The 24,642-nt window shown below is 56.6% G+C and carries 20 protein-coding genes; 13 read left to right on the plus strand and 7 right to left on the minus strand.

Annotation, left to right across the window (positions count from 1 at the left end; genetic code table 11):
• Positions 1-336 precede the first annotated feature (336 nt).
• A complete protein-coding gene (locus tag QCD60_RS21050) occupies positions 337-2,454 on the plus strand; it encodes a hypothetical protein (protein WP_279788166.1) in 2,118 nt (705 codons plus the stop codon).
• Between the two features lie 120 nt (positions 2,455-2,574).
• Here QCD60_RS21050 and QCD60_RS21055 read toward each other — a convergent pair whose 3' ends face one another.
• Positions 2,575-3,459: a MurR/RpiR family transcriptional regulator gene (locus QCD60_RS21055; RefSeq protein WP_279788167.1), complete on the minus strand. Its 885-nt coding sequence runs from the start codon at positions 3,457-3,459 to the stop codon at positions 2,575-2,577.
• A gap of 122 nt (positions 3,460-3,581) precedes the next feature.
• Entirely contained in the window at positions 3,582-3,971 is a 390-nt protein-coding gene (locus QCD60_RS21060) for a RidA family protein (RefSeq protein WP_279788168.1), read from the minus strand.
• A 143-nt stretch (positions 3,972-4,114) separates the two neighbouring features.
• Between QCD60_RS21060 and QCD60_RS21065 the strand changes: the two genes are divergently transcribed.
• Together QCD60_RS21065 and QCD60_RS21070 are read left to right on the plus strand one after the other, a co-directional pair.
• A complete protein-coding gene (locus QCD60_RS21065) occupies positions 4,115-4,642 on the plus strand; it encodes a TRAP transporter small permease (RefSeq protein WP_279788169.1) in 528 nt (175 codons plus the stop codon).
• 25 nt (positions 4,643-4,667) lie between these two features.
• Positions 4,668-5,945 (plus strand): TRAP transporter large permease, encoded by a 1,278-nt coding sequence (locus tag QCD60_RS21070; protein ID WP_279788170.1) that lies wholly within the window; start codon positions 4,668-4,670, stop codon positions 5,943-5,945.
• An 18-nt stretch (positions 5,946-5,963) separates the two neighbouring features.
• Here QCD60_RS21070 and QCD60_RS21075 read toward each other — a convergent pair whose 3' ends face one another.
• On the minus strand, positions 5,964-6,173 hold the full coding sequence (locus tag QCD60_RS21075) for a hypothetical protein (RefSeq protein WP_279788171.1): 210 nt from the start codon (positions 6,171-6,173) through the stop codon (positions 5,964-5,966).
• Here QCD60_RS21075 and QCD60_RS21080 point away from each other — a divergent pair.
• From QCD60_RS21080 to nirD, 7 genes are all read left to right on the plus strand, one after another.
• Positions 6,166-7,206: a DctP family TRAP transporter solute-binding subunit gene (locus QCD60_RS21080; RefSeq protein WP_279788172.1), complete on the plus strand. Its 1,041-nt coding sequence runs from the start codon at positions 6,166-6,168 to the stop codon at positions 7,204-7,206. The genes QCD60_RS21075 and QCD60_RS21080 overlap by 8 nt on opposite strands.
• A 129-nt stretch (positions 7,207-7,335) precedes the next feature.
• Positions 7,336-8,829, plus strand: coding sequence for a M81 family metallopeptidase (locus QCD60_RS21085; protein WP_279788173.1), 1,494 nt, complete (start codon positions 7,336-7,338; stop codon positions 8,827-8,829).
• The gene (locus QCD60_RS21090; protein ID WP_279788174.1) at positions 8,826-9,902 is read left to right on the plus strand and encodes a D-TA family PLP-dependent enzyme; all 1,077 of its coding nucleotides are present in this window, start codon (positions 8,826-8,828) and stop codon (positions 9,900-9,902) included. Before QCD60_RS21085 ends, QCD60_RS21090 begins: the two co-directional genes overlap by 4 nt.
• 388 nt (positions 9,903-10,290) lie before the next feature.
• Positions 10,291-10,500 (plus strand): hypothetical protein, encoded by a 210-nt coding sequence (locus tag QCD60_RS21095; RefSeq protein WP_279788175.1) that lies wholly within the window; start codon positions 10,291-10,293, stop codon positions 10,498-10,500.
• Positions 10,501-11,019: 519 nt separating this feature from the next.
• Positions 11,020-12,276 carry an FAD-dependent oxidoreductase gene (locus QCD60_RS21100; protein WP_279788176.1) on the plus strand — a complete coding sequence of 419 codons (1,257 nt, stop codon included), beginning with the start codon at positions 11,020-11,022 and terminating at the stop codon, positions 12,274-12,276.
• A gap of 21 nt (positions 12,277-12,297) precedes the next feature.
• Entirely contained in the window at positions 12,298-14,838 is a 2,541-nt protein-coding gene (nirB, locus tag QCD60_RS21105) for a nitrite reductase large subunit NirB (protein WP_279788177.1), read from the plus strand.
• Between the two features lie 38 nt (positions 14,839-14,876).
• Positions 14,877-15,257 carry a nitrite reductase small subunit NirD gene (gene nirD, locus QCD60_RS21110; protein ID WP_279788178.1) on the plus strand — a complete coding sequence of 127 codons (381 nt, stop codon included), beginning with the start codon at positions 14,877-14,879 and terminating at the stop codon, positions 15,255-15,257.
• A 155-nt stretch (positions 15,258-15,412) separates the two neighbouring features.
• Here the strand turns inward: nirD and QCD60_RS21115 are convergent, their stop codons facing one another.
• Complete coding sequence (locus tag QCD60_RS21115; RefSeq protein WP_279788180.1) at positions 15,413-15,895, minus strand: Rrf2 family transcriptional regulator; 483 nt, start codon at positions 15,893-15,895, stop codon at positions 15,413-15,415.
• A 192-nt stretch (positions 15,896-16,087) separates the two neighbouring features.
• Between QCD60_RS21115 and QCD60_RS21120 the strand changes: the two genes are divergently transcribed.
• Complete coding sequence (locus QCD60_RS21120; RefSeq protein ID WP_279788181.1) at positions 16,088-17,011, plus strand: NAD(P)/FAD-dependent oxidoreductase; 924 nt, start codon at positions 16,088-16,090, stop codon at positions 17,009-17,011.
• Between the two features lie 111 nt (positions 17,012-17,122).
• Here the strand turns inward: QCD60_RS21120 and QCD60_RS21125 are convergent, their stop codons facing one another.
• The 3 genes from QCD60_RS21125 to QCD60_RS21135 all read right to left on the minus strand — a co-directional run bounded on the left by QCD60_RS21125 (position 17,123) and on the right by QCD60_RS21135 (position 19,187).
• On the minus strand, positions 17,123-18,151 hold the full coding sequence (locus tag QCD60_RS21125; RefSeq protein ID WP_279788182.1) for an alpha/beta hydrolase: 1,029 nt from the start codon (positions 18,149-18,151) through the stop codon (positions 17,123-17,125).
• Positions 18,152-18,246: 95 nt separating this feature from the next.
• Positions 18,247-18,672 (minus strand): organic hydroperoxide resistance protein, encoded by a 426-nt coding sequence (locus tag QCD60_RS21130; RefSeq protein WP_279788183.1) that lies wholly within the window; start codon positions 18,670-18,672, stop codon positions 18,247-18,249.
• Between the two features lie 89 nt (positions 18,673-18,761).
• A complete protein-coding gene (locus QCD60_RS21135) occupies positions 18,762-19,187 on the minus strand; it encodes an organic hydroperoxide resistance protein (RefSeq protein WP_279788184.1) in 426 nt (141 codons plus the stop codon).
• A gap of 923 nt (positions 19,188-20,110) precedes the next feature.
• On the opposite strand from QCD60_RS21135, the gene QCD60_RS21140 reads away from it, so the two are divergent.
• Positions 20,111-21,355 carry an efflux RND transporter periplasmic adaptor subunit gene (locus QCD60_RS21140; RefSeq protein WP_279788185.1) on the plus strand — a complete coding sequence of 415 codons (1,245 nt, stop codon included), beginning with the start codon at positions 20,111-20,113 and terminating at the stop codon, positions 21,353-21,355.
• Positions 21,356-21,381: 26 nt separating this feature from the next.
• On the plus strand, positions 21,382-24,627 hold the full coding sequence (locus tag QCD60_RS21145) for an efflux RND transporter permease subunit (RefSeq protein ID WP_279788186.1): 3,246 nt from the start codon (positions 21,382-21,384) through the stop codon (positions 24,625-24,627).
• Positions 24,628-24,642 lie beyond the last annotated feature (15 nt).

Raw genomic sequence — 24,642 nt, forward strand, 5'->3', positions numbered from 1 at the left:
CGTTAGAATAACGCTTTACTGAGTGTCCGAAATCATTGAGCCACTACACTCCAATGTAGTTACTTAGCGTGGGCGAGGAGGGCGATGGAGCTAACAATCTGCCCTAATGTGTGGGGGAGGGCGCTGTTATTAGCCGACATCTGCAGAAACCACCTGATTCGTGAAGTTGATGACTCTTGTCCATAATCAGCACACCCTTCCGGCGCAATCTGGATTGTTTGTAAGTTTGTATATATATTGCGTTGCATTCTGTAGGCCCTGCATCAGTGGAGCCGGTCAATGGGCGTGAAGGCATCGCAGTACAGCCTCCGTCAGCTAACAAAAGGAGTAGTGGTAATGAATAAATGGATAGGTATCGGCGTTCTCGCTGTCGCAGTGGGAGCGGGTGTGGCTTGGCAGCAAGGATGGCTGAATACCACTTCCATGTCTGCCAAGGTCAATATGACCGACTACGTACCGGCCGATACTGTGTTCTACGCTGGTGGTACTGCGGATGCCAAAGCCTTCGAGTACCTGCGTAATATGGATATCTTCCGCGGCATGCAGGGTGACCTGGATTCAATGCTGGCGGACATGGATAAGGGCGAGTTGAAGGACAATCCGACCGTCCGTTTCATCAAATACCTTGCTGTTGACCTGTTCGGCAATATGACCACTTACGGTGAGCTGGTTGATCACTACGGTATCGATGTCAGCAAACCACAAGCTCTCTACATGGATGGCGTTGTACCTGTCATCCGTATCAGTCTGGCCAACCAGGAAACCTTCTGGAAGGCATTCAATGAAGCCTCTGAAAAGAGTGGACTGAAAGCACAGCAGGAAACCGTTCAGGGCCACACATTTACCCGCTGGCGTTTGACACCTGAGGGCGAAGCCAAAACGGCTGATCTGGTGGTGAGTGTCGAAAATGGCATTGCTACAGTGACCGCGTTCTATTTCAAGGATACCGAGCAGTCCAGGCTGCAACGGCTGGCTTATGTGAAGCCGCAGAAGTCACTGACTGACAGTGGCGAAATCGCCGAATTGTCCAAGACCTACGGATGGACGGGTTCTACTGTGGCGATGCTGAATATCAAGCGGCTGGCTGAAGGCATCCTGTTGCCAGACAGCAACGGTTTCGGACGCGAACTGAATGCCATCCTGACGGATGGTGGCAAGCCTTCCCCCGTGGCAACCCGCTTTACTGCCGAATGCCGTCAGGAAATGGCCGGCCTTGCAGGCCAGGTGCCGCGTCTGATGTCGAGCTATCTGCCAGCGGTAGAAAAAGACGGCAAAATGACACAAAGCAGCCCGCTGCTGCTTGAAATCAAGAATGCGCCCACTCTGGCCAGCCTGCAAAAACTGCGCGGGCATATTCCTGCACACACCCTGGATGCCAATGGCCAGATCGTCGGTTTCGGTCTGGGGCTGGATGTTAATAATCTGGTACCTGCTACTACCGAGCTTTGGAATGCTTTCACTCAGGCCAAGTTCAGCTGCCCTGAGCTGGTTGAAGCTCAGCAGCAGATGGCCAGTGTCAGCCCCGCCTATCTGGGGATGGCGACGGGGATGCTGCAGGGCGTAAAAGGGGCAGGTTTCTCCCTTTACGATCTGGTGATGTCTAAAGACAGCCCCATCCCTGAGAAGTATTCCTTCCTGCTCAGTATTGCCACCGAGAACCCGCAGATGCTGCTGTCCATGCTGAGCAGTTCTCCGTTTGGTGCCATGGTGCAGATTCCGGCCGACGGCAGTATCGCTGATGTTGATCTGTCTGACGTTGCTCCCGGTCTGAAAATCAAGGCTGGGGTGAAAGGGAAGTTCATTGTTGCTTACGCTGGTGAGCCTGCACAGAAGGCAGTGGATACGCTGGATAAGGAAACCATCGATGCCAATGGCATGCAGAGCCTGTCGTTCAACTACCCGAAAGTGGCTCAGCTGGTTGATCAGCTTCCCGGTATGGTGACTGATGCCATGTCCAATGAGATGGGCAGTGGCTGCGTGCAGAAAGCGACGCTGGCGCACATGCTGCGTCTGCCCGCTGTCATCAGCTATAACGCTGACTTCAGCAAGGATGGCCTGTTGGCGAACACCGCCATGACACTGACCAAAGAGCAGCCAGAGAAAGCGATCTCTCCGGTGGGCAAGTTCAACGTTTATGATCAGACCTTCGACTGCGCTCAGGGCGACATGGTGGGTAGCGAAGAGATTCGCGCTGATGGCACGGGTTCGTACGTCATGAAAGACGATGCTGGCCAGTGTGATCTGTCCAAGATCGACTACAAATGGACCCAGAAAGGCAGTGCCATGGTCATGAGCGAGGGAAAATCCACTCACCGCGACAGCTGTGATGCAGAGTGGACTGCGCCTGAGCCCTACACCGCGCGCTGCACCCTGATGCCTGCCGATAAGGGCTTCAAGTGCCTGTACATGGAAGAGGAAAGCCAGAGCCTCTACCACTATCAACCCGCTCAATAAAGTAACCTTCCCAATAACGTACCCGGTAGCAGGCGTGCTAACGGGTACGGAAGCACACAATACAAAAAGCCGGTGGATTCACTCCATCGGCTTTTTGCTTTTCTGCCGCAGCGTATACGGTCAGTCGCCCAATGGCTGACTGTCATCGTCGTGATCGCGGTATGCAATTAGCTGATGCTTGATCCGACGGATGTTTTCCAGAGCCGGTGCGCCCAGGGCCAATGACAGCTCTGACGCCAGCACATCAATCACCGCCAGCAGTGCATAGCGTGAAGGTGTCGGCTGGTTGACGAACTGCTTCTCTTCGGGGATATCCACTGCCAGCACAATATCGGCGTGTTCAGTGAGGGGAGAGTGGGGTCGGGTAATGGCAATCACCTGTGCATCGTACTGATGAGCGATGCGGCAGGCGTTGTGCAAGTCGGTGTAGCGGCCGGTGGTTGAAATGGCGACCAGCACGTCACCTTTCTTGAGGGTCGCGGCGACCATCTGCAGCATCTGACCATCCTGATAGGCATTGACCATCAGACCCAGTCGGAACAGGCGGTTCTGCATATCCTGCGCGGCGATGGTAGAGCCGCCTCCACTGCCGAAGGCGACAATGCGTTTGGCCTGCTGTAACAGAGCAACCGATCGCTGTACACAGTCATCGTTCAGCAGGCCCAGCTGATGCTCAAGTGCCTGCTGGGCTCTACGGATGATCTGCTCGGCGATTTCGCTGTGGCTGCCCGCTGCCACCTGCCCATTGAGGAAGCGCGCCCCCACTGCACGTGCCTGGGCCAGCTGTACCTTGAATTCCCGTAAGCTGCTGAAGCCCAGTTTGCGACAGAAGCGCGTGACTGTTGGGGTGCTGGTGCCTGACCATTCGGCCAGCTCCGTGGTACTGGCATGGACAGCGCGGTCAATATCTTCAAGGATCAAGTCCGTCAGGCGCAGATCCGCCTTGCTCATGGACAGACGTTGTTCTTTCAGAAGGGAAATGATGTCGGGAATAACCGGAGTCATAGGCAATCCTTCTGATGATAGCGTTCTGTATATTCCATCGATTGATCTTCGCTACAGGGCGAGCTGCAACATATAGCACAGCCCGCAACCGTACAAGCAGGTCTTCCATGACCACGCAGAGATCAGGCTGCCGGATCCTGGTACGCCACCACGTCGATCTCGATCTTGGCATCGATCACCATGGGTGAGGAGACCGTCGAGCGAGCAGGGGGGAAGTCCTGAAAATATTCACGGAAAACACCGTTGAAGCTCCAGAAGTCTCTGGGGTCATCCAGCCAGACGTTAACCTTCACCACATCTTCAAAACCATATCCGGCGTCGGTCAGGATCGCGCGGATGTTTTCAAACACCTGCCGTGTCTGCGCGACGATACCCCCATCGATCAGCTCGCCATTGACCATCGCAGTCTGCCCGGAAACATAGAGAAAGCCGCCCGCCTTGACGGCTTTGGCAAAGGGTAAGTCCTGTCCGCCAGCACCCTGTCCCGCCAGTCGGAAACGCTCAATTGGCATCTTCTTGCTCCTGTCTTTTGTGAAGATAATCTTCTTAAAATGGAAATGCGTGTTGACTTTTTAGTTGATAGGAGGCCATATTTCAATCATTAAAAGAAAATAATCTTCATTTTGGCGTGAATCGTGAGAGAGAGGCGGGGAGTATGCAGGGCTATGTCCAGGCATTCGGCAATCGGCTGAATCGCATCAATGAACGTGTAGTTGGGGGATTGATGGCACTGCTGCTGGCAGATGTCTGGATCGGTGTACTGGATCGCTATCTTTTTCACTGGCAGATCAGCTGGGTCGAGGAGTTAGCCAGATACATCATGATCTGGGCCATATTGCTGGCGGTGCCCTGTTGCAGTGTGCGGCGTGAACACATCGGTCTGGACATGCTGTCACGCCATTTTTCAGCCCGCGCCCGTCTGCTGCTGACCGTGCTCATCGATCTGCTAACCCTGACATTTTTCGCCTATCTGGCATTTGCCGGGACCAGCCTGGTGCAGAAAGGGTTCGGTCAGCTTTCTTCAGTGTTTGGTTTGACCATGGCACTGCCGTATGCCGCCATTCCTGTGTCCTGCGGGCTGGCTGCATTGCAGACCCTGCTGCGGCTGCTGGTGGATCTTGCCGAAGTGAATGCGGCCCGCAGTCACACCACCCCTGCTGCATTGAACAGCAAAACTCACTGACTGGCGCGCCGGAGGATATTTCATCATGGCAATAGGTATCACACTTCTGGCATTGCTGCTGATCGGAGCGCCGGTAGCCATCGCCCTCGGCACGGCAGGATTGATTGGCCTGTTCAGCATGGGGGGCTGGCATTTCGCCGAGCTGGCACCGGGCAAGGTGTTCAATGGCCTGAATATTTTTCCCTTTCTGGCCATGCCGTTCTTCATTCTGGCGGGGGAGATCATGAACCACACCGGCATCACCTCGCGCCTGATTCTGCTGGCTGAGGCCCTTGTCGGGCATTTTCGCGGCGGTCTGGCTCATTCCAACATGGTCGCGTCGGTGTTTTTCTCCGGTATCACAGGCGCTGCCACGGCCGATGCGGCGGCCTTTGGCCGCACGCTGGTACCGCAAATGGTGGCGCAGGGCTACAGTCGCCCCTATGCCTGTGCGGTGACCGCAGCAGGCTCCATTATCGGGCCTACCATTCCGCCTTCCGGTTTGATGGTGCTGTACGGATCGCTGATGGGGGTCTCCATTGGTGGGCTGTTCGCCACAGGTATCCTGCCGGGCCTGATGATCTGTGTGGTGTGCATGATCATCATTGCCGCCTTCGGCAAGCGCAAGAATCTGCCCAAGGCTGAACAGCGTGCTTCCCTGAAACGGATCCTGCGTCTGACCAGAGAGTCGGCCTTTGCCCTGGTGATGCCGCTACTGATTCTTGGCGGCATCGTCAGCGGTATCGTCACGCCCACTGAAGCGGCTTCCGTGGCAGTGGCCTATGCCCTGATTGTCGGTGCACTGATCTATCGCAATCTGCGCTGGCATGACCTGTTCCATATGCTGGTGCACACCGCCCGTATCTCCGCCGTGATCTACCTGATCATCGGAGCGGCCACCATTTTTGGCTGGTGGCTGAGCTTCAACCAGATCCCTCAGGCCATCGCTGCGGGCCTGCTGAGCCTGACGTCCGATCCGCAGATGGTGCTGCTGATGATCATCGGCTTCCTGCTGGTGGTGGGCATGATTATGGATATCAACGCCATGCTGATCATTCTTGGTCCGGTGCTGGTGCCCCTGACCCAGCAGATCGGTATGGACCCGTTGCATGCCGGGATCGTTTTCGTTCTGGCGCTGAATATTTCCCTGATGACACCACCGGTGGGCGCCTGCCTGTTCGTGCTGTCTTCAGTCACCGGCGAGCGTCTGGAGAATATCTCCAGAGAGCTGATGCCTTTCCTGCTGGGGGAGGTAGCACTGCTGCTGTTCTTCGCCTTCAACCCGCAGATCACGCTGTTTATTCCACGCCTGCTTGGCTACTGAGCGCGCAACCTGCGCACCTTACAGACCGAGCAATAAAGAAGAATCTCTTCGCCGTGCGATGAGTATGCCCGCGCCGTTGATGGTGACGGCCAGGGCATCTGACAACCAGAAAATCCAATAAACGACCAGCAAAGCAAATAACAACAAACCCACAACATAAGCCCTGATAGCTGAAATAAGACCAACCCATTGATGGAGTAGCAAAGCGATGCAAAGGCTGATGAACAAACTGGCAGTAGGACTCCTGGCCACTTCCGTGCTGACGGCCCCGCTGATGGCCCACGCCGAGAAAGTGTTGCGTTTCGGACATGACAACAAGCAAGACATGTTTGAGAACCCGGCAGCGGCATTTACCGGTGTCTTCAAGAACATCGTTGAATCGGCCAGTAACGGCAGTATCAAAGTGGAGATTTATCCCAGCAACCAGCTGGGGAGTGCCAAGGAACACGTACAGATGGTGCGTGATGGCGTCATGCAGGGGACGCTGGCTTCGGTGGGCGCCATGGCTAGTTACTATCCCCGTATCGGCGTGATGAACGTGCCCTTTGCCTTTGACAGCAATGCGGCCACCTATGAGGTGCTGGACGGACCTTTTGGCAAGGCCATGGCCGACGATATGGAAAAGCAGCTGGGTAATATCAAGGTGCTGGGCTTCCCTGACACCGGCGGCTTCTTCTCCATTACTAACTCCAAGCGCCCCATCACCACGCTGGATGATTTCAAAGGGGTACGCATTCGTACCATGACCCTGCCTGCCCATGAAAAGCTGATCCAGTCGCTGGGTGGTGAGGCCTATCCGCTGGCCTGGGGTGAAGTGTACTCGGCCCTGCAGACAGGGGTTATTGATGGGCAGATGAACCCTGTCCCCACTGTCACCTTCGCCCACTTCGATGAGGTGCAGAAATACCTGACGCTCACCAACCACCTGTTCTCACCCTATACGCTGCTGCTGAACAAGGACTTCTACGACAGCCTGACCGATGACGAGAAGCGCATCATCAGCTACGCCGCTGAGTCCGGCATTGTCGCCAGCCGTGGTGTCTCCCGGGTGATCGAGGCGTCAGACCGGGGGCTGGCCGGATTGCAGAAGAGCATGAAGATCAACGCCCTGTCGCCCGAAGTACGCGCCAGGCTGCGTGAAACATCACAGCCTGCCGTGCTTGAGCAGATCCGTCAGGACATCGGCGCCGATGGTGAGCCCATGCTGGATCTGTTCCTTGATGAAGTGAAAAAGGCCAACGCCCATAACTACATGCAGTAATCCTGTCACCTGCTCTCGCGGTGGGATGCAGGACAGGAGCCCGGCGAGCCAGCACTGCAGCTGGCTCGCCTTCAATGTCAGCTGTTCCGATCCAGCCGCCTGATGGGTGGCCATACACAGAGGTTAATCATGAACGTGTTTGTTGCCTCTCTGGCGACCGAGACCAACACCTTTTCGCCGGTCTATACGGACATACACTCTTTCAGAGAGAGCTTTTATGCGGCGCCGGGTGAGCACCCGGACACGCCGACACTGTGCAGTGCACCTTTTATTGCCTGCCGGGAGCTGATCAGAGCGGAAGGCTGGTCACTGGTTGAAGGCACGGCCACCTGGGCAGAACCGGGTGGGCTGGTCAACCGTCAGACCTACGAGCAGCTGCGTGACGAAATCCTGGCGCAGTTGCGCGCCGCCATGCCGGTACAGGGTGTGATTCTGGGGTTGCATGGCGCCATGGTGGCGGATGGTTATCTGGATTGCGAAGGCGATTTGCTGGAGCGTGTGCGGGCTATAGTCGGCCCGGATGTCACGATTGCGGCGGAGTTTGATCCGCACAGCCATCTGACCGAAAAGCGCTTTAACAACTGTGATCTGATGGTGGCGTTCAAAGAGTTCCCTCATGTCGACTTTCTTGACCGCGCATACGATCTGGTGCGTCTGGCCGTGCGCCATATGAAGGGGGAAATCATCCCGACCAAGGCCATGTTTGACTGCCGCATGATCGAAGTGCTGCCGACCAGTCGTGAGCCCATGCGCAGTTTTGTTGACCGCCTGCAACAGCTGGAACAGCAGCCGGGCGTTCTGACTATTTCCGTGATTCACGGCTTCATGGCAGGTGATGTGCCGGAAATGGGCACCCGGGTACTGGTCATCACCGATAATGATCCGGCACGGGCGACGCAGCTGGCGGATACGCTGGGTATGGAGCTGTATTCCTTCCGGGGCACCACGCGGCCTCCGTATCTGGCGCCTGTCGATGCCGTGCAGGAGGTGATCAGCTCGCCTCATCAGCCCGTCGTGCTGGCGGATGTCTGGGACAATCCCGGCGGTGGTGTGGCTGGAGATGCCACCTTGTTATTACGTGCCCTGCTGGATGCCGGTGTGAATGATGCGGCGGTGGGGACCATCTGGGATCCGATGGCAGTGCGTTTTTGTCTGGCGGCAGGTGAGGGTGCTGTGATTAAGCTGCGCTTTGGCGGCAAGTCCTGTGATAACGGCGGCGCACCGGTGGATGCCTGGGTAGAAATCAAGCGCACTGTCCGTGAGGCAGTGCAGGATTTTGGTGAATCCGTGGTGCCCATGGGGGATGCCGTGTGGATTCGCCTGCAGGGCACCGAGATGGATATCATCCTCAACTCCAACCGGGCGCAGGCCTTCTCGCCCACCCTGTTCAGCAATATGGGTATCGATCCGCTGAGCAAACCTATCCTGCTGATCAAGTCCACTAACCATTTCTACGATGCGTTTTCCCGCATCAGCCAGCACATCGTTTACTGCGATGCCGGTGCACCCTACCCGAGCAATCCGAAGACTAATGACTATCGTCATCTGTCCCGGCCTATCTGGCCTATTGTTGAGCACCCTCATGCTGCAGCGAGCACTGTTATCAGCGAGGTAAGTACATGAACCAGTTTACTGATCTTGATACGCCCTGCGTGGTGATTGACGAAGACCGGGTGGAGCGGAATATCCAGCGCTTTCAGGCATTCTGCCAGCAACACGGGGTGCAGCTACGGCCACATATCAAGACGCACAAACTACCCTATATAGCGCATAAGCAGCTGGCAGCCGGTGCCTGTGGTATTACCTGTCAGAAGATTGGCGAGGCGGAAGTGTTTGCCGACGCAGGCTTCGATGACATCCTGCTGACCTTCAACATTGTCGGCGAGCCCAAGCTGCAACGGCTGCTGGCATTGGCACGGCGTATCAGGCTGACGGTGGTAGCTGACAGTCGGACCGTCGTTGAGGGGCTGGCCCGGGCGATGGCTGGCACTGATGCAGAGCTGGGAGTCATGGTGGAGTGTGACACCGGGGCAGGGCGCTGCGGTGTGCAGACCCCTGCTCAGGCATTACAGCTGGCCGAGATGATTCAGGCCAGCCGCGGCCTGACCTTTCGCGGCCTGATGACCTACCCTAAGGCGTTCAGCGAACCAAAGGTCGAGGCCTGGTATCGCGCTACGCAGAGGCTGTTTAACCAGCATGATCTGTTTATTCCCTGTTTCAGCAGTGGCGGTACGCCGAGTATGTGGCATCTGGCGCAGGCACCGATGGTGACCGAGTACCGGATCGGCACCTATGTCTATCAGGACCGCTCACAGATTGCAGCTGGCGCCTGCACGGCAGAGGACTGTGCGCTGCATGTGCTGGCAACCGTGGTCAGTATGCCTGTCGCAGGGCGGGTGATTATTGATGCGGGCAGCAAGGCGCTGACATCGGATCTGCTCGGTCTGGAGGGATACGGTCAGGTAGTGGGCTATCCGCAGGCGCGGGTCGTGGGGCTCAGTGAGGAGCACGGCACGCTGGATACTACAGGCTGCGCGCAGCAACCACAGATTGGTGATCAGCTGTTGCTGTTGCCCAATCATGCCTGCCCGGTGTCCAACCTGTTCGACGAGGTGTATTTCTATCGCAGGGACAGTCGGGGTGAAGCCAGAGTCGAGCGGTGTGAGCGGGTCGCTGCGCGGGGCAAAGTCACTTAGCAGGCTGTTGAAAAACGTCATCGAGGCAGCCGAGACAAGGAAATACCCCGAGGGCACAAGAAACAGGCGAAAGAGCGGAGTTTAGTGAGCTAAATGAGCATTTGACTCGCTCCGCTCGCCCCTTCGGGGCCGTGCTAAAGCACGTTCAGCCTTTGGCTGTGAGCCTGTTTTTGACGCGGTATTCGGCAACGCAGATAGATTTTCAACGACCTGTTCGAACGTTTTTAACAGGAGTCGACGGCACGGCAGATCGCCGGCGGAGGCTGCTAACTGCAACTTTGACGTGTAAAAGGGCAACGTAAGTTTGCGTTAAGGTTGATTATCTAACCTCTGATCACTAGCTAACATCTTGGTTGGTTCAACACTCCAGCGGGAGTACGGAGGTTCCATGAATATCAATTCGGTGAGTGGCGGTGCTGATTATTATGGCCCGCAATCCCTGCAGTCAAAGCCCGAGTCTGCAGAGCCCAAGACTGCCGGACCTGATCGAGATGGCGACAGCGATGACAAAGCTGTTGCTGCCAGCTCAGGCAGTTCGGCGCCTACAACGAATGCAAGCGGTCAGACTATTGGTCAAATCCTGAACGTGACTGCCTGATCGACCTCTACTGAAAGCTCTGGATACCCCCTTCATCCAGGGCTTTTCTTTTTTTACCGCCATAAGCCTCCTGTCAAACGTCCCTCCCTGTGTCTCCGACAATCAAAATGCCTCCCGGTAGTGCGTTTTGCACCCTGAGTGATCTGCTGTTGGGCGAAGCTGCTGCCAGCTGACGTGCTTTTCATGCTGAACAGTGCTGGCAGCGGGCTCAGTGATGTTAAAAATAGCTGAAATATCAACCCTTTACTTATTCTGACTGGCGGTACAATGAAATTGGCACGCGATCTGCTTTAGTGACAGTGAGTTTGGGGAATGGCAGGAAGCCATCGCGAAGGGACCTCGCATTAATTACAGCAGTGTTGATCCGGTTACGTTGTAGGGTCAGCACACGAACGAAGGCGTTCTCACTCTGAATAACATCAGAGGGGAACGCCTTTTTTGTTTTCTGCTTCTGGAAAAAGCGTGCCACTGAGCATCGGCCCAGCCGTTCAGCAGGCAAGCCAAGAGGGGATGCACGAGATGACAGCAGAACGCCTTCTCATTGTCGGCAACGGCATGGCCGCAGACCGCCTGCTTGATGAGCTCTATCACCATTGTCCCGGCCGTTATGCCATCACCCTCTGTGGTGAAGAAAACAGCGCCGCCTATAACCGCATTCTGCTGTCACCCTATCTGACTGGTGAGTACAACGAGCAGGATCTGTTTCTGAAGACACATCACTGGTATCGCGAGCGTGGCATTGAGGTTCACATCGGCGGTGCGGTTGAACAGCTGCATGTTGAGCAGGGTTTTGCCATGACCAACGATGGCCGTCGCCATGACTTTGACCGGCTGGTAATGGCTACCGGTTCCTTACCGCTGTCACTCGGGGTTGAAGGTGAGCAGCTGCCCGGCGTGATGGCGTTTCGCACCCTGGCAGATGCCCGTTATCTGCGGCAGCTGCCCGCAGCATGCAGGCAGGTAGTGGTGATTGGTGGTGGTTTGCTGGGTATTGAGGCGGCCTACGGTCTGGTGCAGCAGGGCAAGCAGGTCACTCTGTTGCAGCGTGGTCAATGGCTGCTGAACCGACAGCTGGATGAAGTGGCGGGCGGCTACTTGCAGCGTCACCTGCAGCGACTCGGCATTGAGGTTCGCCTCGGCGCCAGTACCCGACGCTTTATCGGCGCAGAGCATCTGGAAGCACTGGAGCTGAATGATGGCGAAATTCTCTTCGCCGATCTGGCAGTGCAGGCACTGGGGGTGACGCCACGCACCGAGCTGGCCCGACAGGCTGGGCTGCAGATAGACAAAGGCATTCTGGTCAACGACCAGATGGCCACCAGCGCCAGCGGTGTTTATGCCCTGGGCGAGTGCTGCCAGTGGCAAAGCCAGACCTTCGGCCTGGTCGCACCGATCTGGGATCAGGCCAGAGTGCTGGCCCGTGCGCTGGCCGGGGAGCAGGACGGTTATCGCTATCAGGACTTCGCGACCAGGCTCAAGGTTTCCGGTATCGATCTGCTGGCTGCCGGAGCGACCAGTAGCGACCGCTGTCTGACCTATGAAGACCATGATATGGGCCACTACCGCCGGATTAATCTGGATGAGCAGGGGCGTATCAGCGGCATCGTGCTCTATGGCGACGTCAGTGCCGGCAATGCCTTCGTGGACTTGATGAAACAACAAAAAGAGGTCAGCCATCTCGGCACTGACCTGATATTCGGACCGCAACCCACTGCGTTTCAGGCTGAGCCTGAGGTGGTGGAAGAAGCAAATGAACCCGTGGCATCGGCCGCTTGAGATGGGCATGAGGAAACACAGATGAGCAAAGCCAAACTAATCGTTGTCGGCAACGGCATGGTCGGCCACCAGTACCTGCAATCCCTGGCTGATCAGGGCGGGCTGAATCACTATGAAGTAACGGTTATCTCCGGTGAACCTCGTGTCGCCTACGACCGTGTCCATCTCTCTGAGTTCTTCAGTGGCCGCAGTGCTGCCGAACTGTCCATGGTGGCTCCGGATCAGTACGAAAACTGGGGCCTGAACGTGGTGCTGGGCGACCCGGTAGTGGCTGTTGATCGCAGCAGCAAAACACTGACGCTGAAAAGTGGCAGCGAGTTCCGCTATGACGCGCTGGTGCTGGCCACCGGCTCCTATCCCTTTGTGCCTCCGGTGCCGGGGCATGATCGCGAGCATTGCCTTGTTTATCGCACCATTGAAGATCTGGAAGCCATCATGGCCTCGGCGCAGGGCGCCAGAACTGGCGTGGTGGTCGGTGGCGGCCTGCTGGGTCTGGAAGCGGCCAAAGCATTGCGTGATCTCGGGCTGGAAACTCATGTGGTGGAGTTTGCTCCACGTCTGATGGCCGTACAGCTGGATGATGCTGGCGGTGCGTTGCTGCGCTCCAAGATCGAATCACTGGGTGTCAAAGTGCATACCTGCAAGAACACTCAGGTGATCGAGGATGGCGAGCAGGCACGTCATCGCATGGTGTTTGCCGATGGTGAGGTGCTGGAAACCGATCTGATCCTGTTTTCGGCAGGGATCAGGCCACAGGATGCGCTGGCACGCCAGTCATCGCTGGAGCTGGGCGAGCGGGGCGGCATTGCTATCAACAATCAGTGCCAGACATCCGATCCGGCCATTTACGCTATCGGTGAATGTGCCCTGTGGAACAGGCAGATATTCGGGCTGGTCGCTCCGGGCTATCAGATGGCCAAGGTCGCTGTCAGCCATCTGCTTGGCGGTGAAGACAGCTTCACCGGGGCAGACATGAGCACCAAACTCAAACTGCTGGGTGTTGATGTCGCCAGTATTGGTGATGCCCATGGCCGCAGCGCAGGCAGCCGCAGTTATGTGTACCTCAATGAGCGTACCGAGGTGTACAAGAAGATTGTGGTGGATGCGGAGGGTAAACATCTGCTCGGCGCCATTCTGGTGGGGGATGCGGAAGATTACGGCACGCTGTTGCAGTACGCGCTGAATGGCATTGAACTGCCAAAAAATCCTGAAGGTCTGATCCTGCCGGTCAGTGAAGGCGGTAAGCCTGCCGGTCTCGGTGTAGCTGCACTACCTGCCACTGCGGCAATCTGTTCCTGCCACGGCGTATGCAAGGGCGATATTGTCGCTGCGCTGGATGCGGGCTGTGTCGATGTGGGTGGGGTGAAAGCGGCAACCAAGGCGGCCACCGGTTGCGGTGGCTGCTCAGCGCTGCTGACTCAGGTAGTCAACCATGAGCTGGCCAGTCGCGGAGTGGAAGTCAGCAAGGATATCTGCGAGCACTTCCCGTACTCCCGTCAGGAGCTGTTCACGCTGGTCAGATATGGCCAGATCAAAACCTTCAACGAGCTGATCAGCAAGCACGGCAAGGGCCACGGTTGCGACATCTGCAAACCGGCGGTGGCTTCCATTCTGGCCTCCTGCTGGAACGAGCATGTGCTGAAAAAGCCCCACCGTGGTCTGCAGGACACCAATGACCGTTTTCTGGCGAACATGCAGAAAAACGGCACCTATTCCGTCGTGCCCCGTATTCCCGGTGGTGAAATTACACCGGAAAAACTCATCGTCATCGGTCAGGTGGCGAAGAAGTATGAGCTGTACACCAAGATTACCGGTGGCCAGCGTATCGACCTGTTCGGTGCCCGTCTGGAGGACCTGCCTGCCATCTGGGGTGAGCTGATCGATGCCGGATTTGAAACCGGTCAGGCCTATGGCAAGTCAGTGCGTACCGTGAAGTCCTGTGTGGGTTCCACCTGGTGCCGTTATGGTGTGCAGGATTCGGTCAAGCTGGCACTGGATATCGAGAACCGCTACAAAGGCCTGCGTTCACCGCACAAACTGAAGTTTGCCGTATCGGGCTGTACCCGTGAGTGTGCCGAAGCACAGAGTAAAGACATCGGCGTGATTGCGACCGAGCACGGCTGGAACCTCTACGTCTGTGGCAACGGCGGCATGAAGCCACGTCATGCGGATCTGTTCGCCACCGATCTGGATACCGAGACCCTGATCCGCTACATCGACCGCATTCTGATGTTCTACGTCAAGACTGCCGACCGCCTGCAGCGCACATCGGTGTGGCTGGACAACATGGAAGGTGGGCTTGAGTACCTGCAGCAGGTCATCATCGAAGACAGCTTGGGCCTTGGGGCAGAGCTGGAGTCGCACATGGCCAGTGTGGTCGATACCTTTGAGTGTGAATGGAAAGCCACGCTGAATGATCCGGAAAAGCTCAAGCGTTTCCGTCCGTTCATCAACTCGGCAGAAAAGGACAGTGGCATTGTGATGGTCGAAGAGCGTGGTCAGTTGCGTCCTGCCACGCAGGCCGAGAAGGGCGATCTTATTCCACTGGCGAAGGTGGGTTAAGCATCTCTCTACGTTCCAGATAGAAACACAGAGGAGCGATGCAACCATTGCTCCTGCGCATAGTGATCAGTGAGGGCGAAATGATGACCGAGTGGGTCAAGGTTTGCAGCAAGAGTGAATTGCCGGACGATTCCGGTGTGGGAGCACTGGTCCATGGGCACCAGATTGCATTGTTTTATCAGGCCGAGCTGGATCGTGTATTCGCCATCGACAATCACGACCCGGTGATGGATGCCAATGTGATCTGCCATGGCATCATCGGCGATCTGAAAGGCCAGTGGGTAGTCGCATCGCCTTTGCTGAAACAGCACTACAATCTGGAAACCGGACAGTGTCTGGAAAAATCCGAGTTGCGCCTGCGGGTCTGGCCGGTACGGGTCTGTCAGGATCAGATCGAGGTGCAGTGGGCAGGCGCCTGAGTGACTACTCTGCTGGCTGAGCAGGTGTTTACGCTCTGCTGTATGCCGGCGACGGCGTTAACAAGCCCTGCGAAATACTCACGCCTGGCACCCCCCATTCTCACGGGTAAAGGCGCTGCCTCAGCGCCTTTCACCTTTCTAGAACTACAACGTTTCTACTCCACCCCGGGCGGTTCCTCATCCGCCGTATCGATGGCTGGCTGTGGCTCAGCACAGTAGCCAATCTTTTGCACGATACCTCGTGCCAGCTCAGCCAGCGTCAGATGGCCCAGTCGCTCGATCAGTACGGCTTCCGCCTGCTGCATGGCTTCCGCCAGTGCTGCGTTGACGGCCTGTTCGATCAGGCAGTCAGGGTTGTCGATCGACAGACCAAGCGCAAAGACCGGTGACTCACCCAGCGCCTTGTAGATATCCAGCAGGGTGACCTGCTCAAAGTCACAGCTCAGTGTCCAGCCGCCACCATGCCCTTTTACGGCGTCTACATAACCCTGCTGTTTGAGGCTGGCCATGGTCCGCCGCACCACTACCGGGTGGGTGTTGAGCATTTGCGCGAGGCTGTCTGATGTGGCCGAACAGTCATGTTGTTGCATGTGCAGTAATACGTGCAGCATCCGTGACAGTCGGTTATCGGTCCGCATGTCGGTCTCTCCTGATAAGCCGGGAGGCAGACAATAGCACACCCGCTGATCCGGTCTGGAGAATGCGAGTGAGCACTTCAAGAAACAAATGAAGTTTCCTGAGTTGACGAATGTATTTCAAGTAACTTAATGTGTTACTTGAAATGGCTGGCGTGTAGTGGTCGGTTATGCAGAGTCGATGAAGGAGGCGTTATGGAAAGTGATGTCATCAGGTTAGAGAGCGATGTCATCGTCATCGGAGGCAACTTTGCCGGGGTGTCGGCTGCCATGCAGCTGGCCCGCGCCCGTAAGAGGGTGGTCGTGGTGGATGCGGGACAGCCCCGTAACCGCTTTGCGGCCGCCTCTCAGGGATTTCTGGGGCAGGATGGCAACACACCAATGGCCATTCAGGCAGAAGCGAAACGCCAGTTGTTGGCCTATCCAACCGTCAGCTGGCTGGAGGGGAGTGCAGAATGGGTGTTCAGGGTCGAAGATGAGTTCATCGTGATGCTCGGTGATGATCGTCAGGTGGTCGGGCGGAAACTCATTCTGGCCTCCGGTGTGCGTGATGAGCTGCCCGACATTGCCGGACTGCAGCCACGCTGGGGGCGGTCGGTACTGCATTGCCCCTACTGTCATGGCTATGAAATTGGCGAGGGGCAGCTGGGTATTCTGGCCAGTCACGCCATGGCACCGCACCAGTCATTGCTGGTTGCCGACTGGGGGCCGGTGATCTATTTCTCGCAGGGGCAGTTCACACCTGATGATGAGCAGCGGCAACACATGCAGGCGCGGGGCATCCGGATTGAATCCAGCCCTGTTGTTGCCATTCTGGGCAACGGCACGGCGATGGATGCTGTGCGTCTTGAGGATGGCCGGGAAATCGCCATGAAGGCGCTGTTTACCGCACCTCGCGTACATCTGAACAGTGGCCTGATTGAGCAACTGGGTTGTCGTTTGCTGGACGGCCCGCTCGGCCCCTGTGTGGACGTCGATGTCTGGGGGCGAACCTCGGTAGAAGGTGTCTTCGCTGCGGGTGACATCGCCATTCAGCGACATAATGCCACGCTGGCCTCCGCATCAGGAGTGAATGCAGGCGTGGGTGCTCATCAGTCGTTGCTGGGTATGCTCTGGTAGTGGGCTCGCTACCTGCAGCGTGTCAGCGATGTGGGGTAGAAAGACAAAAGGTAGCCAGCAGATGATGGCTACCTTTTTTGCTATTAAGTAGCGAGCTACTTATTTGAGGCTTTATTCAAGATGTGCTTTGAGTTCCTGCCCGGCCTGCCGCATGGCGGATTTGACGGCTGGCACTTCGGCCAGTGCGTTCAGCAAACCAAAGTCATGGATCATGCCGTTATAGCGGGTCACTGTAACATCCACTCCAGCAGCATCCAGTTTGCGGCCATAGGCCTCACCTTCATCGCGCAATACATCGAACTCTGCAGTTTGAATCAGCGCCGGTGGTAAACCCTGCAGCTGAGCCGTGCTGGCTTGCAGAGGCGAGGCATAGATTTCCTGTCGCTGCTGGGGATCCAGCGTGTAACTGTCCCAGAACCACTTCATCATATTACGGGTCAGGAAGTAGCCATCCTGATAAGCGCTGTAGGAGCCATTCTCAAAGCTGGCATCGGTTACCGGCCACAGCAGCACCTGAGCACGCAGCTTCGGTGTGCCATAGTGTTTGGCCATCAGACTGACGACGGCTGCCATGTTGCCCCCAACACTGTTCCCCGCAACCGCCAGTCGTGACCCGTCTACATGGATTTCCTGACCGTGTTCGGCTACCCAGCGCGTGGCGGTATACGCCTGATTGATGGCAACAGGGTAGTGCGCCTCGGGTGACGGTGTGTAGTTGACGAACACGGCTGCGGCGCCGGAGTTTTCTACCAGATCTCGTACCAGGCGAGCATGTGTGGGGAAGTCGCCCAGCACCCAGCCACCGCCATGGAAGAACATGAACACGGGCAGCGTGCCCTTGGCATGAGCCGGGCGAACGATGGTCAGTTTGATGTCCTGGCCATCCACATGAATGGTTTTGTCGCTGATGCTGACCCCGGACATATCTTCTTTGACACTGGCCTGAGCACCAGCCAACACTGCCCGCGCGTCTTTCGGTGACAGCTGTTCGATGGGCTTGCCGCCACCCTGTGCCAGCGCAGTCAGAAAGCCCTGTACCTGATGTTCCACGCTGTTGTCAGTGGCCGCCTGCACCTGTGCGGCGCCAGCGAGGGAAAATGTCATGACGGCGGAAGCCAAAAGGGTTTTATAGCCTTGCATGCTGTTCTCTCCTGTTTGCTGCACCCAGAACGGGTGCCTGAAGTCAGCGGCGGGGCAGTATCAGCGCCCACCGCTGAGAGAAGATGTTGGGTTCATCAAACGATGGTCAGGGTCACGTCGATATTGCCGCGGGTAGCATTAGAGTAAGGGCAGACGATATGAGCTTTATTCACCAGCTCTTCCGCTACTGTGCGCTCAAGACCAGGCAGAGAAATCTTCAGTTCAACCTCGATACCGAAACCGTTCGGGATGGCACCGATACCCACGTGGCCTTCGATGGCGATATCAGCAGGTACTCTGATCTTGTCGCGGGCGCCGACGAACTTCATTGCACCGAGGAAGCAGGCTGAGTAGCCAGCAGCAAACAGTTGTTCAGGATTGGTGCCGTTACCGCCTGCGCCGCCCAGCTCTTTGGGCGTGGTCAGCTTGACGTCGAGCACATTATCGGAAGAGATCGCGCGGCCATCACGACCACCGGTAGCCGTTGCCTGAGCGCGGTAAAGGACTTGTTCAATTGCCATGATCTTTCTCCTGTTGCGCAGCTGATTTTAAATCGTGCGCTACTTATTGAATGCTTTGTTGTATTCAGAGTCTGGTGTCAGACCCTCGCTTAAACGAGGGTCAGGGTTACGTCGATATTGCCGCGGGTAGCATTAGAGTAAGGGCAAACGATATGAGCTTTATTCACCAGCTCTTCCGCCACCGCACGCTCCAGACCAGGCAGAGAAATCTTCAGCTCAACTTCGATACCGAAACCGTTAGGGATAGCGCCAATACCTACATGGCCTTCGATGGCGACATCGGCAGGTACTTTGATCTTGTCGCGGGCGCCGACGAACTTCATTGCACCGAGGAAACAGGCCGAGTAGCCAGCAGCAAACAGTTGTTCAGGATTGGTGCCGTTACCGCCTGCGCCGCCCAGCTCTTTGGGCGTGGTCAGCTTGACGTCGAGCACGTTATCGGAAGAGATGGCGCGGCCATCACGACCACCGGTAGCCGTTGCCTGAGCGCGGTAGAGAACTTGTTCGATTGCCATGATCTTTCTCCTGAGGATGTATATATTTTGCTATTTAATAGTTCGCTATTTATTTGGTGTCGCTTTGAAGCAGGGTAAGTCTGGTTGAACCACACTTGCCTATCCTCCTCACCCGTCTGCGATTGTTCTGTGTGCTGTCTGGAGAGGTGTATCGCTTCGTTGAGTGCATTATTGTATAGCGTGCTATTTAAAAGCAAGCGTTAATTTTCAAGAGAATCGCAGCCAGGCCTGAATTTGGCTTTAAGTCTCTGAATCTAATAAGAAAAAAATTTCAAGAAAATCTGAACGAGGAGTTCTTTGGGGCCTTCAGGAAGCAATGCAAGATGAATTCACGACCCCTGTCAAAGAGTGTTGGGGCCGTAGATGTTCCATAAAGTGCGCAGCAATTACCTGACAAGAGCACTATTCGTGGCAGCGGCACACATCTTGTGCCGCCGTGTTATGGAGCAGGGTGCTTCTCTGCTACTCAGGCGTGCTGTTTCTCAGCAGCCTTCCTCACGGCTATCTGCCATTTCTCAGTGGTGTGAGCTGGCAGTACTGTTAAATAAAAAATGTAGTGATCACTATAAAAAGGTTGACTCATTCCGTAACGATCACTACATTGGCGTCAATTATATGTATTGATCGATACATTAATATTCGGAGGAGCCGCCAGCATGCCATCACTCACTCTCTGTGCTCACGCTCAGCCGCCTCTCTTGTCGTCACTTCCCGGTTCTTTCAAGGGGCTGGTGACAACTTTTTTGACAATGCCAGTCGCTGTTAAGCCTCACTCGGGTGCTGAGCAATGACCCTGGAATATCGTGCAAGACATCAAGACCATCCATCTAACGCGGGATAGGCCGGATTCTTCACTATAGGCACAACAATAACCCAAAGATTTTTCTGACTTCCGAATTGAACCGATTGCAAGAGCGAACATCATGAAACGACAAACCAAACTGACCTTTGCTGCGGGGGGCGCCATGACGCTCCTGGCTGCAGTGCTGGTTTCTGCCCTTGGCTTGCAGTCCTCTCAGGCAGAGGATGTGCCCGCTGCCGCCGTCCCTCAGGCGACTCCCGTATCAGTGGCTTCGGTCATCAAACGTAACGTGACACGCTGGAGCGAATTCTCCGGTCGTATGGAAGCGGTTGAGCGTGTGGATGTGCGTTCACGGGTGGCAGGTGCCGTACAGGAAGTACACTTCGTCGAAGGTGCGCTGGTGAAGAAAGGGGATTTGCTGTTCAGCATTGACCCAGCGCTGTATCAGGCTGCTGTTGATCAGGCCGCAGCTCAGGTGGCGGCTGCCAAAGCCCGTGTGGCCTATACCCGCAGCGAGCTTGAGCGCGCTCAGCGTCTGGTCAGTAAAAATGCCATTGCCCAGCGTGAAGTGGATCAGCGCCTGAATGAGCGCCGCGAAGCCGACGCCAATCTGCTGGCTGCTCAGGCGGCACTGCAAACGGCCAAACTCAATCTCAGCTATACCGAAGTCCGCGCACCGGTTGCCGGCCGGGTTGGCAAGGTGGAAATCACCGTTGGCAACCTGGTGGCGGCTGGCCCCGGTGCACCAGTGCTGACCAGCCTGGTGTCCGTCAGCCCCATTTATGCCAGCTTCGATGCTGATGAGCGGACGGTTGCCCGCACGCTTGAAGGGCTTAGCAGCCGTAAACAGCTGGACAGCGTTCCGGTACAGATCAGCACGGGTAACGATGTGGAAGTCAGTGGACATCTGCAGCTGGTTGATAACCAGGTCGACAGTCGCAGCGGCACTATTCGCTTGAGGGCGGTATTTGACAATCAGGACGGCAACCTGATTCCTGGTCAGTTTGCCCGTATCCATCTGGGGGAGGCGGCCGCCGAGCCCGTGGTGCTGATCAATGACCGCGCCGTCGGTACAGACCAGAACAAGAAGTTTGTGATGGTCGTGGAAGAAGACAACATCACCAGCTATCGCGAAGTGGCACTGGGTGACTCGATCGATGGCTTGCGTGAAGTCACCAGTGGCCTGCACGCTGGCGAGCGCATCGTCATCAACGGCTTGCAGCGCGTCCGCCCCGGATCACTGGTCATGCCGCAGGTCGTCCCGATGGCCAGCGATGCGGCCGCAGCGGCTGCCAATGCCTCCAATAAACCTGCCTTATCCGAAGCCTCTGCCGGGGCTGAAGGCAGCGATGCTAACCCGTCCTGAGCCAAACTAGGACCTGGGAGCCAACCATGAATCTTTCCAAATTCTTTATTGACCGACCGATCTTCGCCGGGGTGCTGTCCCTGATGATTCTGATCGCAGGTCTGATCTCAATGCGGGTATTACCGATCTCGGAATATCCCGAAGTGGTTCCACCGACCGTGGTGGTGCGGGCGCAGTATCCCGGCGCCAACCCCAAGGTCATCGCCGAGACGGTCGCAACGCCTCTGGAAGAGTCCATCAATGGTGTGGAAGGGATGCTCTACATGAGCAGTCAGGCCACGACTGATGGTCTGATGACGCTGACCATTACCTTCAAACTGGGTACTGATCCGGATCTGGCACAGCAAATGGTGCAGAACCGCGTGACGCAGGCCGAGCCGCGCCTGCCGGAGGAAGTACGCCGGCTGGGCGTAACGACCATCAAGAGTTCACCTGATCTGACCATGGTGGTGCATCTGCTGTCGCCCAACCATCGTTACGACATGACGTATCTGCGTAACTACGCAGTGCTGAACGTCAAGGATCGTCTGGCTCGTATTGAAGGGGTAGGGCAGGTCAACCTGTTTGGCTCGGGCGATTATTCCATGCGTATCTGGCTGGATCCGCAGAAGGTTGCCGAGCATGGCCTGTCCGCCAGTGAAGTGGTGGCGGCTATCCGTGAGCAGAACGTGCAGGCGGCTGCCGGTATGATCGGTGCCTCACCTTCCGTTCCCGGTCTTGAGCTGCAGTTGCCGATCAATGCGCGTGGACGCCTGCAGAACGAGTCCGACTTCGCCAATATCATCGTGCAAAGCACCGCTGACGGCGCAGTGACCCGTCTGGGTGACATTGCCCGTATTGAAATGGGGGCGTCCGAATACGCATTACGTTCACTGCTGGATAACAAGGACGCGGTAGCCATTCCTATCTTCCAGGCTCCCGGTTCCAACGCCATTCAGATTTCTGACAATGTGCGCAAGACCATGGCCGAGCTGAAACAGTACATGCCTGAAGGCGTGGACTACAGCATCGTCTACGACCCAACCCAGTTCATCCGTGCGTCCATCGAAGCGGTAGTGCATACCCTGCTGGAAGCGATTGCGCTGGTAGTGGTGGTAGTCATCCTGTTCCTGCAGACCTGGCGCGCGTCGATCATCCCGCTGCTGGCCGTACCGGTATCGGTGGTCGGTACCTTTGCCGTCATGCATATCTTTGGCTTTTCGGTGAATGCCCTGAGTCTGTTTGGACTGGTGCTGGCCATCGGTATCGTGGTGGATGACGCCATCGTGGTCGTGGAGAACGTCGAGCGTAATATCGAGTCGGGTCTGTCTCCACGTCAGGCGACGTACAAGGCGATGCAGGAAGTGTCCGGGCCGATCATCGCCATCGCGCTGGTGCTGATTGCCGTGTTCGTGCCACTGGCCTTTATCAGTGGATTGACCGGTCAGTTCTACAAGCAGTTTGCCTTGACCATCGCGATCTCCACCGTGATCTCGGCCATCAACTCGCTGACGCTGTCACCTGCACTGTCTGCATTGCTGCTGAAAGGTCATGACGCCCCCAAAGACGGTCTGACCCGTTTGATGGACTCCCTGCTGGGCGGCTTCTTCCGCCTGTTCAACAAGGCATTCCATCGCGGTGCTGAGCATTACAGTGGCGGCGTGAAGCGTGCGATTGCAGGCAAGGGTCTGATGGTAGTGCTGTATCTGATTCTGGTAGGCGTAACGGGCGGGCTGTTCAAATCCGTGCCCAGTGGTTTCGTCCCCGGACAGGACAAGCAATACCTGATCGGTTTCGCCCAGCTGCCGGATGGCGCCACGCTGGATCGTACCGAAGATGTTATCCGGCGCATGAGTGACATCGTCCTCAAACAGCCCGGCGTCACCCACGCGGTGTCCTTCCCCGGTCTGTCTATCAACGGTTTTACCAACAGTTCCAGCTCGGGCATCGTCTTTGCCGCACTGGATGACTTCGACAAGCGGCGTTCGCCTGAGCTGTCCGGTGCTGCCATTGCGGCACAACTGAACCAGAAGTTTTCGGCTATCCAGGATGCCTTTATCGTGATCTTCCCGCCGCCCCCTGTGCAGGGGCTGGGTACGACCGGTGGTTTCAAACTGGAGCTGGAAGACCGTGGCTCACTGGGTTACGAGGGGATGGACAATGCGGTCAAAGCCTTTATGGCCAAGGCGGCACAGGCACCGGAGCTGACAGGCATGTTCTCCAGCTATCAGATCAACGTGCCACAGCTGTATGCCGATCTTGACCGTACCCGTGCACGGCAGCTGGGGGTATCGGTGACGGATGTGTTCGACACCATGCAGATCTATCTGGGCAGCCTGTATGTGAATGACTTCAACGCCTTTGGCCGTACCTATTCAGTACGTGTGCAGGCTGATGCGCCCTTCCGCGCTCATGCTGAAGATATTGGCCAGCTGAAAGTACGTTCTTCGACCGGTGAGATGATTCCGCTGTCGGCACTGCTGAATGTGTCATCCACTTTTGGACCGGATCGTGCCATGCGCTACAACGGTTTCCTGGCGGCAGACATTAACGGTGCTCCTGCCCCGGGTTATTCCACCGGACAGGCACAGGAAGCGATTGATCGCATCGCCAGAGAAACGCTGCCAGCAGGAATCAGTTATGAATGGACTGACCTGACCTATCAGCAGATTCTGGCGGGCAATTCAGGCGTACTGGTGTTCCCTCTGGCGCTGATTCTGGTGTTCCTGGTGCTGGCGGCGCAGTACGAAAGCCTGACACTGCCCATCGCCATCATTCTTATCGTGCCCATGAGTCTGTTTGCGGCTATGGTCGGGGTATGGCTATCCCATGGTGACAACAACGTCTTTACCCAGATCGGCCTGATTGTGCTGGTGGGGCTCTCAGCCAAGAACGCCATCCTTATCGTCGAGTTTGCCCGTGAGCTGGAGTTCGCCGGACGCAAGCCGCTGCAAGCGGCGATTGAAGCCAGCCGTCTGCGTTTACGACCGATCCTGATGACGTCGATGGCATTCATCATGGGGGTACTGCCGCTGGTGCTGTCCACCGGAGCGGGTGCTGAAATGCGTCAGGCCATGGGGGTAGCGGTGTTCGCCGGAATGATTGGAGTGACCCTGTTTGGCCTGTTCCTGACGCCGGTGTTTTACGTGCTGATGCGTCGTCTGACCGGCAACCGGCCATTGCGTCACCACGGCGGCGTTCCCGCCCAGCCCGAGCAGGGTGGTGAGGCACAGCCCGACGGTCGTCCGCTGGTACATGCCCTGCCCATGAGTTCTGAACCTCATCAAGACTGATGATCAACAGTGTCA

This window comes from Pokkaliibacter sp. MBI-7 (assembly GCF_029846635.1).
In the GTDB taxonomy this organism is placed as follows: Bacteria; Pseudomonadota; Gammaproteobacteria; order Pseudomonadales; family Balneatricaceae; genus Pokkaliibacter.

Excerpts from the sequence above, each read along its gene's own strand:
- QCD60_RS21050 (WP_279788166.1), top strand. The coding sequence starts at position 337 with ATGAATAAATGGATAGGTATCGGCGTTCTCGCTGTCGCAGTGGGAGCG.
- QCD60_RS21055 (WP_279788167.1), bottom strand. The coding sequence starts at position 3,459 with ATGACTCCGGTTATTCCCGACATCATTTCCCTTCTGAAAGAACAACGT.
- QCD60_RS21060 (WP_279788168.1), bottom strand. The coding sequence starts at position 3,971 with ATGCCAATTGAGCGTTTCCGACTGGCGGGACAGGGTGCTGGCGGACAG.
- QCD60_RS21065 (WP_279788169.1), top strand. The coding sequence starts at position 4,115 with ATGCAGGGCTATGTCCAGGCATTCGGCAATCGGCTGAATCGCATCAAT.
- QCD60_RS21070 (WP_279788170.1), top strand. The coding sequence starts at position 4,668 with ATGGCAATAGGTATCACACTTCTGGCATTGCTGCTGATCGGAGCGCCG.
- QCD60_RS21080 (WP_279788172.1), top strand. The coding sequence starts at position 6,166 with ATGAACAAACTGGCAGTAGGACTCCTGGCCACTTCCGTGCTGACGGCC.
- QCD60_RS21085 (WP_279788173.1), top strand. The coding sequence starts at position 7,336 with ATGAACGTGTTTGTTGCCTCTCTGGCGACCGAGACCAACACCTTTTCG.
- QCD60_RS21090 (WP_279788174.1), top strand. The coding sequence starts at position 8,826 with ATGAACCAGTTTACTGATCTTGATACGCCCTGCGTGGTGATTGACGAA.
- QCD60_RS21095 (WP_279788175.1), top strand. The coding sequence starts at position 10,291 with ATGAATATCAATTCGGTGAGTGGCGGTGCTGATTATTATGGCCCGCAA.
- QCD60_RS21100 (WP_279788176.1), top strand. The coding sequence starts at position 11,020 with ATGACAGCAGAACGCCTTCTCATTGTCGGCAACGGCATGGCCGCAGAC.
- nirB (WP_279788177.1), top strand. The coding sequence starts at position 12,298 with ATGAGCAAAGCCAAACTAATCGTTGTCGGCAACGGCATGGTCGGCCAC.
- nirD (WP_279788178.1), top strand. The coding sequence starts at position 14,877 with ATGCAACCATTGCTCCTGCGCATAGTGATCAGTGAGGGCGAAATGATG.
- QCD60_RS21115 (WP_279788180.1), bottom strand. The coding sequence starts at position 15,895 with ATGCGGACCGATAACCGACTGTCACGGATGCTGCACGTATTACTGCAC.
- QCD60_RS21120 (WP_279788181.1), top strand. The coding sequence starts at position 16,088 with ATGGAAAGTGATGTCATCAGGTTAGAGAGCGATGTCATCGTCATCGGA.
- QCD60_RS21125 (WP_279788182.1), bottom strand. The coding sequence starts at position 18,151 with ATGCAAGGCTATAAAACCCTTTTGGCTTCCGCCGTCATGACATTTTCC.
- QCD60_RS21130 (WP_279788183.1), bottom strand. The coding sequence starts at position 18,672 with ATGGCAATTGAACAAGTCCTTTACCGCGCTCAGGCAACGGCTACCGGT.
- QCD60_RS21135 (WP_279788184.1), bottom strand. The coding sequence starts at position 19,187 with ATGGCAATCGAACAAGTTCTCTACCGCGCTCAGGCAACGGCTACCGGT.
- QCD60_RS21140 (WP_279788185.1), top strand. The coding sequence starts at position 20,111 with ATGAAACGACAAACCAAACTGACCTTTGCTGCGGGGGGCGCCATGACG.
- QCD60_RS21145 (WP_279788186.1), top strand. The coding sequence starts at position 21,382 with ATGAATCTTTCCAAATTCTTTATTGACCGACCGATCTTCGCCGGGGTG.